General features: G+C 68.9%; 11 protein-coding genes and 1 pseudogene. 11 read left to right on the forward strand and 1 reads right to left on the reverse strand.

Features of this window, described 5'->3' with window-relative positions:
- The first annotated feature begins 13 nt into the window (after positions 1-13).
- The 9 genes and pseudogenes from ABZ904_RS41845 (at position 14) to ABZ904_RS41885 (ending at position 9887) form a co-directional block, all read left to right on the forward strand.
- Positions 14-580: a hypothetical protein gene (locus ABZ904_RS41845; RefSeq protein ID WP_361829361.1), complete on the forward strand. Its 567-nt coding sequence runs from the start codon at positions 14-16 to the stop codon at positions 578-580.
- A 572-nt stretch (positions 581-1152) separates the two neighbouring features.
- Positions 1153-2457, forward strand: coding sequence for a mannitol dehydrogenase family protein (locus ABZ904_RS41850; RefSeq protein ID WP_361829363.1), 1305 nt, complete (start codon positions 1153-1155; stop codon positions 2455-2457).
- Positions 2458-2462: 5 nt separating this feature from the next.
- Positions 2463-3719 (forward strand): lactate racemase domain-containing protein, encoded by a 1257-nt coding sequence (locus ABZ904_RS41855; protein WP_361829365.1) that lies wholly within the window; start codon positions 2463-2465, stop codon positions 3717-3719.
- A 39-nt stretch (positions 3720-3758) separates the two neighbouring features.
- The gene (locus tag ABZ904_RS41860; protein WP_361829367.1) at positions 3759-4205 is read left to right on the forward strand and encodes a GNAT family N-acetyltransferase; all 447 of its coding nucleotides are present in this window, start codon (positions 3759-3761) and stop codon (positions 4203-4205) included.
- 12 nt (positions 4206-4217) lie between these two features.
- Positions 4218-4346 (forward strand): hypothetical protein, encoded by a 129-nt coding sequence (locus tag ABZ904_RS41865; protein WP_361829369.1) that lies wholly within the window; start codon positions 4218-4220, stop codon positions 4344-4346.
- Between the two features lie 669 nt (positions 4347-5015).
- On the forward strand, positions 5016-5429 hold the full coding sequence (locus ABZ904_RS41870; protein ID WP_361829370.1) for a hypothetical protein: 414 nt from the start codon (positions 5016-5018) through the stop codon (positions 5427-5429).
- Positions 5430-5638: 209 nt separating this feature from the next.
- The gene (locus ABZ904_RS41875; RefSeq protein WP_361829372.1) at positions 5639-8071 is read left to right on the forward strand and encodes a Helicase associated domain protein; all 2433 of its coding nucleotides are present in this window, start codon (positions 5639-5641) and stop codon (positions 8069-8071) included.
- Positions 8072-8162: 91 nt separating this feature from the next.
- A pseudogene (locus tag ABZ904_RS41880) lies at positions 8163-8436 on the forward strand (UDP-glucose 6-dehydrogenase); the annotation flags it as partial.
- 191 nt (positions 8437-8627) lie between these two features.
- Positions 8628-9887, forward strand: coding sequence for a zinc-ribbon domain-containing protein (locus ABZ904_RS41885; RefSeq protein WP_361829380.1), 1260 nt, complete (start codon positions 8628-8630; stop codon positions 9885-9887).
- 374 nt (positions 9888-10261) lie between these two features.
- Here ABZ904_RS41885 and ABZ904_RS41890 read toward each other — a convergent pair whose 3' ends face one another.
- Entirely contained in the window at positions 10262-10537 is a 276-nt protein-coding gene (locus tag ABZ904_RS41890) for a hypothetical protein (protein WP_361829374.1), read from the reverse strand.
- 372 nt (positions 10538-10909) lie between these two features.
- On the opposite strand from ABZ904_RS41890, the gene ABZ904_RS41895 reads away from it, so the two are divergent.
- Positions 10910-11899, forward strand: coding sequence for a hypothetical protein (locus tag ABZ904_RS41895; protein WP_361829376.1), 990 nt, complete (start codon positions 10910-10912; stop codon positions 11897-11899).
- Positions 11900-11994: 95 nt separating this feature from the next.
- The gene (locus ABZ904_RS41900) at positions 11995-12351 is read left to right on the forward strand and encodes a hypothetical protein (RefSeq protein WP_361829377.1); all 357 of its coding nucleotides are present in this window, start codon (positions 11995-11997) and stop codon (positions 12349-12351) included.
- The last annotated feature ends 165 nt before the right edge of the window (positions 12352-12516 follow it).

A 12516-nucleotide genomic window follows, 5' to 3' on the forward strand; every position in this document is an offset into this window, starting at 1 on the left:
CCTGGCCGCCGTAGTGATCGCGACGGCCCTGCTGCTGGGCGGCTGCGCTTCATCGGCGCAGCACGCCCAGCCCACCCAGACGGCCACAGCGCCCACAACAACGACAGCCGCACACAGCGCCCACCTCGCCCCCGACCTCGAAGCAGCACTGCCCGCCCGCGTCGACGGCACAGCGCTGGAGCGGGTCAGCACAACCGGCGCCGCGATCTTCGGTGAATTCGGCGGCACCGCATGGGCCAAGCAGATGACCGCCTTCCTCACCGGCATCGGCAAGACACCAGCGGACCTGCGCTACGCCCAGGCCTGGGATCCCAGCCAGAACCTGAACCTGGACGCCGGCGTGTTCGAGATCAAGGGGGTAAGCGCTGTCACGCTAGCTGCGGCGATCCTCAACAGCTCACTCCCGGACCAGCCCGGCCCCGCCACGTCCGCCACGACAATCGCCGGCCGGCCGGTAACCGTAGCGGCGAACCCGTCCACCGGCTCAACACTGTACCTATACCAGCACGCTGACCTGGTGTTCTACGCCGGCAGCGACGACACCACCCTGATCACGCAGTACCTGCGTGCGCTGCCCTAACCTGCCAAACCGCAGGCCCCGACCTTGCACAGGCCGGGGCCTGCGCAGCCTTCACCGTCAGGAGATTCCAGCCATGACGCCGACCAGCCGCCCACAACCCCGGCTCGGCCGCGGCAGATGCTACGACGCCCGTGCGGGCCATCGCACGGCCACCGTGTCACGGTTGCGCGGCGCCGGCAGACCACGCGGGCTCGCAGCCGCCCGATGCACGCTGGCGCGTCTGCCCACCGCCTGTCGACCATCGCTGGACCCGGGGGACCTGAGCGCGGACATCGTGCACCTGGGCCAGCGGACGCAAGCCCACCGAGCGCAGCGCCGTGGTGCCCGGCCAACTCGGGCCGCAGGCCGGCCGGTACACCGTCCTACAGGCAGGCGGATCCCAGGTCGGCCGCCCCGAGGGCGGCACGACCCACACCCGGGTAGTCCGCGGTCCAGAGCAGGTTGTCCGCCCCCAGTACGACGGAGGACTGATCTGCCCCATCTCTCACACGATGTTGTGCAATGGCTTGCATAGATGGAGGAGGTAAGCAGTGACACCGTTGCGCCGAAGCGGGGACGTCCCCCAAATTCGTATGGCGCACCTCGGGCTCGGCGCGTTCCACCGGTCGCACCAGGCCTGGTGGACCGGCGCGGTCGGCCGGTCGGACCCGTGGGGAATCGCGGCCTTCACCGGCCGCAGCGCGGCCACCGCGACCGCGTTGACCGCCCAGGGCGGCCTGTACACACTGCTGGTCCGCGGCGCCGAGACGGACCAGGCCGAGGTGGTCTCATCCATCTCCCGCGCGATCGACGGCGCCGACACCGCCGCGTTCACCGCCTGCCTCGCCGATCCCGCGGTCCGGGTGCTCACCCTCACCGTCACAGAAGCCGGATACTGCCGGAACGGTGACGGCCGGCTGAACCGCGACGATCCCGCAGTGGCCGCCGACCTCGCGAACCTCACCACCGACGACGGCCGCCCGCTGCGCACCGCGCCTGGCCGGGTGCTGGCCGGGCTGCGCGCGCGACGCCGGGCGGACGCCGGCCCGATCGCCGTGGTGCCCTGCGACAACCTCACCAGTAATGGCGACGCCTTGCGCCGGGTCGTGGCGGACTTCGCCGAGCACATCGACCCGGGGCTGGCCGACTGGATCAGCGAGTCAGTGTCGTTCGTGTGCACCGCCGTAGACAGGATCACCCCACGCAGCACGGCCGAAGACCTGGATACCGCCACCCGACTCACTGGCCAGACGGATCTGGCCCCGGTGGTGACCGAGCCGTTCCGAGAATGGGTTCTCGCCGGGACGTTCCCGGGTGGGCGACCACCCTGGCAGGAGGCGGGCGCACAGTTTGTCGACGACGTCACCCCGTACGAAGAGCGCAAGCTGTGGCTGCTCAACGGCGCGCACTCAACTCTCGCCTACTCAGGACTGCTGCGCGGGCACCGCACGGTCGCCGACGCCGTTGCCGACGACACCTGCCGCGGCTGGATGTACAGCTGGTGGGCAGAGGCATCCCGCCACCTACCGCAGCCCGCGGAGACGCTGACCGACTACCAAGCGCAGCTGACCGACCGGTTCACCAATCCACGCATCCGGTACATGCTCACCCAGATCGCCTCTGACGGAACACAGAAACTGCGGATGCGCGCGGTGCCGATCCTGCGTCGCGAGCGCGCCGCTGGCCGCCGGGGCACCGCAGCGCTGCGGATGCTCGCGTGCTGGATCTCCTACCTGCGCACCGAGCCGGCAGACCTGGCCGATCCGCTGGCCGACCGGCTAAGCGCCACCCGGCGGACCAGAGACCTGCTCGTGATGGTCGCCCCGGACCTGGCCGAGGACGACTCAGTCGTCGCAGACCTCGACGAAATGGTGTCCCAGCACCGGAAAGGACTGTGATCGCGGTGACCCGCATCCTCGGTTCGGCACGGGAGATCCTCGCTCCTAAGGACATCGACACCTTCATCCGAGCAACGCTCGACGCGGATGACTACACCGGCAAACGTGTCTGCGTCCTGGTGCCGGACGCAACCCGCAGCTGTCCGCTGCCCCCGTTGCTGGACAGCGTGCACGCCGCCCTGCACGGCCGGGTGACCGAGCTGACCTTCATGGTGGCACTGGGCACGCATCCCGCGATGACCGAGCCGCAACTCGCCGCGTTGTTCGGCTATCCACCCGGGAACAGCGAGCAGCGGTATCCGGGCGTGACGATCCGCAACCACGAATGGTGGCAACCGGAGATGCTCGTGTCCGTCGGCACCATTCTCGGCGCAGAACTCGCCGAATTGTCCGACGGCCGACTCTCCGATCCGGTGGAGGTGCGCCTCAATCGAGCCGTGGTGGAGTGCGACGTGACCCTGGTCGTCGGGCCGGTGTTCCCGCACGAGGTGGTGGGTTTCTCCGGCGGCAACAAGTACCTGTTCCCTGGCGTCGCCGGCCAGGAGGTGATCAACGTGTCGCACTGGCTGGGCGCACTGATCACCAGCGCCGAAATCATCGGCGCCCGGGGCATCACACCGGTCCGGGAACTGATCAACCGGGCCGCCGCGCGGGTGCCGAGCGAGCTGCGCTGCTTCAGCCTGGTCGTCGAGTCCGGCACGACGGATCTGCACGCCATCACCTACGGCGGCACCCACGATGCCTGGGCCGCGGCGGCCGACATCACCGCCGAGGTCGACGTGCGATACCTGGACGCGCCGGTGCGGCGGGTGCTGTCCCTAGTCTCGGACCGCTACGACGAGCTGTGGACAGCGGCTAAGGGAATGTACAAGGTGGAGCCCGTTGTGGCCGACAGCGGGCAGGTGGTGCTTTACGCACCGCAGGTCACCGAGATCAGCCGGACCCATGGCGCGGCGATCACCGAGGTGGGGTACCACTGCCGGGACTACTTCGTCCGGCAGTGGGACCGGTTCAAAGACCTGCCCTGGGGAGTGTTGGCGCACTCCACGCACCTACGCGGCAGCGGCAGCTACGACGACGCGACCGGAGAGCACTGCCGGATCGAGGTCACTCTCGCCACCCAGATCAATGCTGAAACGACGCGCGCGCTCGGGCTGTCGTATCTCGACCCAAGGTCGATTGACATAAACGAGTGGGAACGGGACCCCCACACGCTGGTGGTGCCGAACGCGGGTGAGATCCTGTACAAGTTGCGCCGCTGAGCTGGCGGCAGGGGTGAAGTTCCCCTACCGAACTATGCGGTGACCGCGTTCACCGACCGCTTGGACCGGCACGGCAGCGAAGCAGGGTGGGCCGCCGTCCTGGCCTATACCGAAGATGGGACGCCGGTCGGCTACGCGTACGGAAACGTCATTGAAGGTGACGACCGCTGGTGGAAACGGATCTCACCCACCCCGGCCGTCGAGTACACCGCTCAGCCGGTCGTCGCTTTGAAGGAACTCGGCGTGAGCGTGCCATGGCGGAAGACAGGCACCTCGCGGCAGCTTCATGATGCGCTACTGGCCGCGTACCCCACCGAGCCCTACGTGTCGCTGATGGTGAACCCCGCCGCCGGCGAGGGAAAGGTCCAGCAACTCTACGAGTCGTGGGGGTACTGGGGCATCGGCGTCAGTCATCCGTCCCCGCACTCGCCGATCCTGACGGCTATGATCCGGCCGACGCCGGGACATGCAGTGGAACCTTACTGAACGGAGCTCTCGGTGCGCTCCACCTACGAGCTGGCCCACCACACCGGCTGGTACTCAGTGGATCCAGCGCAACGGGTCTCATACGGGGACGAGTTCGCCCACTACCGCGCCGAGTCGAGGTCGGCCAGGGGCGGCTCGTGAGGTCCATGACTCGGCGGTAGTCCGGGAGGGCGACCGCCACGCCGTATCGGCAGGATCGTGGGCTCCTCGTACACGGCGTTGCGACCCTCGGTCACGTGGGAGGACGACCGCCACGTCTCGTGTTCGGTGACGGTTCCGGTGGGCTGGGTGTTGTGATCCTCGGCCGCTCGGGAGGGCGACCGCCGCCTCAGCGGCGAACTGCTGGGCAACTTCCCCCAGGCCTTCAGCCACATCGGTCTCGTGACTGCGGCTCAGGCCAGCTGGCAGGCCGAGAGTGGCTGGGAGCCGCGAACTTGATCGGGTCTGAGGCGCGTTACGCCTCACAGGGGCAGCGGGGGGCGTTTCGGCGTGGTTCACGCGAGGGGGTACACGCTCGCCGTCAACGCCGCAGGCACGCAAATGCGGGGGAGCGTCCGCTTCGAGGAGGTAAGGACATGACGGCGATTGTAGAGCGGTCCTCTGACCGCTCGCTCCACGTCAGCGTGCGGGCCATGAACTCCCGCCTCTTGCTCACAACGGCGGGGTAGCGGCGAGCGAGCGTGACGGCCTGGTCCCGGTTCAGGACGACGTGGGCGACTGGGTGGGAGACGTTCATGATGGCGAGGGAGTTGAGACTCGTTCCCCCAGATCTGCTTACGCTGAACGCTGTTTTCTGCGACAATCGCAAACATGGACTTGATTGGTGACATCGCAGCCATCCGCGAACCCTTGCCTGAACCGGGGAGTGTCACGCCCGAGGATGCCTACGCCGACGCCCATGAGCAGGCATGGAAGGCCCGTGTCGAGTACGCCGCCAACCTCCAGGCCCAGTGCGACGGCCTGAAGGAGGACCCCCTGTTGCTGGCGATCAAGGACGCCCGCGGCCGCAAGGAGGCCGCAGACCGCGAGATCCGCCTCCTGCTCGCCTATGGCCGCGAATTCCACGGCGACCGCGCCTACAAGCTCGAGCCTCTGGCCGAGGCCAGCGGTCTGACCCCCTCCGGCATTCGCACTGCCTACGATGACCCCGAAGTGGAGGCCGTAGCCAGGCAGGTTCAGCGGCAGCCCGACAGCCGTCGCCACCGCATGCCGAAGGCCGATTGAGCACACACGTGAAGCGGCGAGACGACCGTCCCCGATCGTGGACGCCGCCGCTACTGTCGGCGCTGCCCTCTAGGCTGCCGCGCATGGCCCCTTCCCGGACGCGGCCGCGCGACGCCCTGGGTATTCGCTGCCCCGCCGCGCACCACCTGCCCCCGGCCCCCTGATCCCCTCGCAGCGGCATCGCCCGCGCCCCAGGGAGGAAGCTCTCCATGACCGTCGTCGATGTTCCCGAACCCGGTCCCCCCAAGAAGCGGCAACTCTTCCCTGACCAGGTCGAAGCTGTTGAACGGCTGGTGCGGCATCTTCGGCGGGCGGGCACGCGGGCGCTGTATGTGTCAGCGACGGGAACCGGCAAGACGCTGGTCTCCAGCCGAGCCGCCAACGAACTCGACGCACGCCTGGTGCTGTTCGTGGTGCCCACCTTGGATCTGGCGGCCCAGACGGCACTGGCGTGGCGCCAGGACGGGCACCGGGGACCCATGGTGATCGTCTCCTCCCTGGACGCAGGCGGCAGGGACGATCTGGTGGCCGCCCAGGTCGGCTCAACCAGCAACCCCTACGGGCTGGCGGCGGCGATGTCGCTGGTAGGAGACGGGGACGGCCAGTTCCAAGCGTTCACGGTGATCTGCACCTACGACTCTCTGGACAAGCTCGAGCAGGCCCAGAAGGCGCGTGACGAGGTCCCGCCGTTCGACCTGGCGATCATGGATGAGGCGCACCGGATCGCGGGCCGCGCCGACAAAAAGTGGGCGATCATCAACGACGCGAGGCGGATCCACGCCGACCGCCGCCTCTACATGACCGCCACGCCCAGGATCTTTGCCGCGCCGGAGCTGGCGGACTCCGCCGACACCGTCCGCCCGCGCCGCCGGCACCGCGGCGGCGCGGATGAGGACGCCTTCGCCAACAGCATGGACAACGAGGCCGTCTACGGGAAGAAGGTCTTCGAGTACCCGCTCGCCCAGGCCGTCGAAGACGGCCGCGCGGCGGACTACCGCATCGTGGTGCCCACCCTCACCGACACCGACCTGCGGCGCCGCCTGAACCTCCCTGCCCCCGGCACCGCCGCTCCCGGCCACGGCAACGTCCAGGACGCGGACAGTGCCCTGCGCACCACCGCCCTCCATCTGGCCGTCCTGCGCGCGATGACCGACCACGGCCTGAAAAAGGTGCTGGTCTACTTCAACCTCGTCTCCGACGCGCGCCACTTCGCACGCGAACTGCCCCAGACGCTGCGCCTGCTCCGCAAGACGCACCCCGACCTCTGCCCCGACATCACCCCCCAGCTCTTCTTCGCCCACGGCGATCACACCCCCGAACAGCGCGCCGGCACCTTCACCAGCTTCGCCGCCGCCACGTCCGCGATCCTGGCCAACTCGAAACTGATCGCCGAGGGAGTCGACATCCCCAGCGTCGACGCGATCGTCTTCGCCGACCCCACCCGCAGCGTCGTCCGCTGCGTCCAGGCCCTCGGCCGCGCCCTGCGCCTGGACGTGAGCGGCAAGACGGCCAGCCTCATCGTCCCCGTCTACATCGAACCCGGCGCCGACCCCGAGAACATCCTCGGCACCGCCTACGAGCCGGTGTGGGCGATCGCCACGGCGCTGGCCAGCCACGACCACCGCATCCTCGAGCGCCTGCCCGACAAGGCCAACCGCCTCCCCAAGGAGACCAGCGAGGTCATCGCACGCCGCTGGCACTTCGACTTCACCGTCCACCCCGAGCGCATCGCCCGCGCCATGGATCTGATCGCGTTCGATCCCCGCGACGCCACGGTGTCCCGCTCCCGCCGTCTCGGGCTCGCCGCCGCCCAGTCCTACCGCGACGAACACGCCCACCTCGACGTCCCCGCCGACTACATCGACCCCACCGGCTACACACTCGGCACCTTCATCACCACCATGCGCGACGCCGCGAAAACCGGCCGTCTCGAAGCCGACTGGACCGCTGAACTCGACGCCCTCGGCATGATCTGGGACAAGCACGACGCCACCTGGCGTGCCCGCCTCGCCGCCGCCGACTACCACCGCACCCACGGCCACCTCGCCGCGCCCGCCACCACCCCCACCGGGGCCTGGCTCGCCGAGCAGCGCCACCTCGACGGCAAGAACCAGCTCGACTCCCCGCGCGCCGACGCCCTGACCGCACTCGATCCCGACTGGCGCCTGCCCCACGGCGCGGACTGGCACCGCAAATACCACCTGCTGCGCGCCCACCTCGCCGACGGAGCCGACCCCGGCGCCCTCACCCGTGACACCCAGCTCGGCAGCGTGAAGATCGGTTCCTGGCTAGGGCGCCAACTCACCACCTGGCACACTCTTGCGCCCGGCCAGCAGCACGCGATGCTTGCCCTCGGCCTCACCCCCGAGAGCAACCCCCTGACCCCTGCCCGCCGCGCCCGCCGGACCTTCGAACAGACCGTCCAGCTCCTGGAGCTCTTCCTCCACCGCGAAGGCCGCATTCCCGCCGCGCGCGAAACCATCCGCGTCGACGGCGACACGGTGAAGATCGGCGCCTGGCTGGCCAAGGCCCGCACCAAGCACCGCACCGGCCAACTCCCGGACGAACACGTCCGCCTGGTTGCCGCACTGTTCGACGGCGACTGGACCGCCGAAGACGCCGCTCCGGCGGTCCTCGCGTAGCACTTCCCGCCCACCTGTGCGCCGCTGCCGCGCTCCCCGCTCCTTCGTCCCAGGCTGCCCGGTGCCGAGGCTGCCCCCAGCCAGCTGATGGGCCACCGCCGAGCTCGCCAAGGCATCCGCCAACGCCTTCCTCGCCACGAAGATCTCCTTCATCAACGCCATCGCCGAGGTCTGCGAAGCCTCCGGCGCCGACGTCACCCAGCTCGCCGACATCCTCGGCCACGACGCACGCATCGGCCGCCGCAGCATGCGCCCCGGCCTCGGCTTCGGCGGCGGCTGCCTGCCCCAAGGACATCCGCGGCTTCATGGCCCGCGCCAGCGAGCTCGGCGTCGACCAGGTCCTGACGATCCTCCGCGAGGTCGATTGAGCTGACGGCCCGCAACTCGCTGAGAACCGCTCAACCACCCACGCGACGACATCACCGGCTGGGCCATCTCCTGAGCAGTCGCAGCTCCCCCGCCGGGCCATGCCCAACTCGATCGAGAGGCCGCCGCATGGACAGCTGCCCGCCGATGCCTGTCAGAGGCGCCCCCTAAAGTGATCGCCCTCGGTGAGATGCCGGGTCAGGAGAGGCTTGGCCGAGGGGCGAGGAGGGCGGCTGTGGCGGGTTCGTCAAGGGGGTCGTTGGCCGAAGCTTTTCCGGAGGTTGCCGCGACGTGGCTTCAGGAGCGCAACGGGGGTCTGACGCCGGAGAAGGCGACTGCGAGGATGAGGGTGGAGGTGTGGTGGCGATGCCCGGCCGGTCATGAATGGCAGGAGACCATCGCCAAACGGGCCTCACTGCTCAAGTGGAAGAACGGGGATATCGCCGCCTGCCCGCAGTGCGTCGGCTTCCGCGTCCCCTACACCTACCCCGAGTGCGGTCACACCCGAAAGATCACCGCGGAGGCGGCGGCGAAGAAACATGGCCGCTGCTGGGGGTGCTACAGCCGCTGGTGGCAGGAGAACGAGCAGCGTTTGAAGGCGGAGTTGTCGGCCGCGGCGAAGGCGGCCGCCCCTCGTGCGGGCGAGCTGCTGGACGCCGTTGCTCTCCCCGAGGCCATCCCCGGGCCGCTGGTGAGCGAGTGGCGGTGGTGGGCGACGAAGCGTCTCCAGGGGGCCATCGCCGCTGAGGAGATGATGGGCAAGGAAGGCGAGACGAGCCGGATTCTGTCCGCGGTCACCGAGAGGGCGGGACAACTGATACCGACCCGGGCGGAGGCCGAGCGGGCCGCGAGCGCGGGCGGCGATGGAGTGCTGCGGCTGCTCGACCAGGCGCACTGGGCGGAGGGCTGGCTTCACGTGCTGACCGGCCGACGTGCCCGCCCCGTTGCGGAGCGGGACCTTCGGGACGTCGGAAGGCTGCTGGCCACCGTCTTCGAGGACTGGGCCGAGGATGCCGCCGAGCAGGTCGGCGAAATGCGGGCGGCCGGCTCTGGGCCGCCGAGCACCGCGCAGATCACCAAGTCCCTGACAGAGGCCATGTTGGAGTTCGCCCACGCCGCCATGGAGCCGAGCTGCCGCGTCTACCGGGAACTGCGACTGCCGGTCGTGCCCGATGGCAAGAGCCGGTACGGCCGCGCGGACGTGGTGATCTGGTCGCCGCCGCTCCCGGACTTCTTCGTCGAGATCGACTCCGCGCACAACCCGGCGTCGGCACAGAAACTCGCCTTCGCTCGCGACGCCGGCGCTTTCCCCGTGTGGGTGCGCTTCGGCTCCGGCAGCATTGAAATGATCGACGGTGTGGTGATTCTCGACCTGCGCGAGACCGTACGCGGCGTGCGCGAGGCGCAGGCCGCGCACGGAGATTCGGCGCGCAGCGATGGGCCCGCGTGAGTTCCTACCGAGGGGGAGGCCAGCGCTCCTATTTCTGTCAGCTCCGGACCGAGCCCCGCAAGGCACCGCCCTCGCGTCCCGTCGTCCGGACTCTCAGGCCCGGCTGCCGCGAGTACCTCGTACACGGTGCGCAGCTGCGGCCAGCCCGTCTCGAGCCTCAACATGGGTAGAGCGGCAACGAACCTGAGGGGATGAGCAGTTGAGCAAGCGGGCCAAGAAGGCGCCGGGGCGGGGCCGGCAACGGTCGGGGTTACTGGGTGCCTCTCGCGTACGGCAGGGCTGGGACGCGCGCGGCGGTCGAATCCGCCTGATCCGCCCTGGGGAAGGGACACTGCCGAGCAGTTGATGCAGACAGCGGGCGTCGACCTGAATCCCTACCTGCGCAGCGCAATCGTCGACGGTTCGGTGGGCTCCGCCCTGTTGGCCGGGCTGGAGGCGAACGGACAAGGTGGCTTCTTCGAGGCGGGTGTAAACGCCGAGGCGTCGGGGTGGCGGAGCCATTGCCGGTATGCGGAGCGCCAGGGAACGTGCCACTTCCCGCCGCCCGCACGCCCCAGTACCACGGTGATCCGCCGCAGCGGCCCGACGTCCACCCCGGCCGCCAACAGCTCCTTCTCCCGCAGCACCGGAAGCCCTCGGTCACGCCGCACGACAGCCCGCCCCCTTTGTCGCCTATTCGCTCTCGTTCCTCACTGTGACATAGGCGCCCGATCGGCATGCTCGGTTACCCAAGGGCGTCACCCTTCCTGGCAAGGACCGGCTGTGACGCGGCGCGGGTCTGTACCGATGCCGCTTCCATGGGCGCCCCGCGAGGTTCTTCCCGCCCGTGGCTGACCCGCCCCCAGAGAGGAGAGGAAGAAGGCCCGCAAACTGTGCCTGGGCACGTCGCCGAACGGTCGTGCTTCCCAATAGGCTCTCCTAATCCGAATCAGAAGCCATCCAGAACGCGACAACAGACAGGCGCGGTAACCGGCTTACGCAACAACTTCGTTAGGACAGTCCGGAAGCACAGGGGGAGCAGGATGACGGGGGAGATCCCGCAGAACACAGACCGAGCCTTGAAGGGCGATCAGCTCTCCTCGCCCGGCGTCGAGGTGCCCGGGCAGCGCCCCGGGCCGCCTGCATCCGGTTCGGAGCCGCAGGTCGACTTCCCGCCCGTCCTCAACGGACTGGACTACCTCGCCAGCGTGGTGGAGCACCTGTCCGACGATGTGACGCCGCGCGACCTGAAGTACGCCGTGCTGCACCTCCAGGCCGGCACTGAGGTCCTGCTCAAGGCCCGCCTCCGGCAGGCGCACTGGACGCTGGTCCTCCAGGACCTGTCCTCCGAGCTCCGCAAGAGCAGGAAGCCTCCGGTGAGCGAGCGGTTCGCCAGCGGAAACTTCGTCAGCTGCGGCATCGACGAGACCCTCAAGCGGCTGCGTGAGGTGCTGGGACTGGACCTGGACAGCGAGCACCTTGCCGCCGTCGCGAAGCTGGGTGAGACCCGCAATGCCCTGCAGCACTACGGGCTGACGCAGTCAGCGCCCGCGGTGGAGGCTCAGGCCGCCACCGTGCTGGACTTCCTGCTCGCCTTCCTGCACGAACACCTCCTGCCACACCTGGACGCGGCTGAACAAGCTCAGGTGGAGACGGCCATGGATGACATCCGGCATCGACTAGGCACGATCACCGAGCTGATCCACACTCGGATGAACGGGATCAAGGAGGCATTGGCTCCGTACACGGACGTAACGGTCGACTGCCCGGACTGCGGTATGCCAGCGCTGGTCGCCGGAACCCCTGTTGCTTGCCGGTTCTGCTACCGCACGTGGACCGACGCCGAATCAGCCACCGCTGACTACGTTTACGCCGATATGGTGCGCCGGGCAGCACTGGACCCCCGAGACAACGAGGAAGCACTCGTCCACTGGTGTCCCAGGTGTGACACCCCGACCATCATCGATGTTGAACGCGACTGGTCGTTTTATCTGTGCCTGCGCTGCGCTGCTGTCTTCGACACCCTTACCTGATGCACCAAAGGCTGTGGTTCCCTGATTGATCCGAAGACGAACGACTTTGACATCTGCCCCGCCTGCATGGCCCGGCTACGCGAAAGCACCTGACGATGCCCCAGATCACCGCAGTGCCACGCCTCCAACGCTCCGACCGCCCGCGCATCCGCATCGTGCGCAACCTGCGGGTCCTGGTGGCCGCGCCCGCCCACTCCCCGCGTTGCCAGGCGGACGCGCGCCGGGTCGCCGCCCGCCTGACCTACCTGCCCCGCGTGACACCCCTGCCGTCTCCGACTCAGCCCACCCTGATCATTCCTCCTGGAGCTGCGGACCGCGCGCTCGGCGCCGACACCAACGTCCTCTACATCTGCACCCACTCCTACCCCGGACCTCAACCCGAAGGCTTCCTCGACACCGACCTGACAGCCCTGCGCCGACCCCTGACCGCTAGGGCGCGTATCGAGTCGTGATCAATCCGCGGGATTCACCCTCGTGACGGGGCCTGATCCGGTAGATCGTCTTGCGTGACGCAAGTGCAACTGACGGACGCAGAGTGGGAGTTCATCGGCCCGCACCTTCCGATCGGCCAGTACGGACCGTACCCCGAGCGGCTGCGGCAGCAGTTCGAGGGCGTG

Origin of the sequence: Streptomyces sp. NPDC046900, assembly GCF_040644975.1 — a bacterium.
GTDB lineage: Bacteria > Actinomycetota > Actinomycetes > Streptomycetales > Streptomycetaceae > Streptomyces.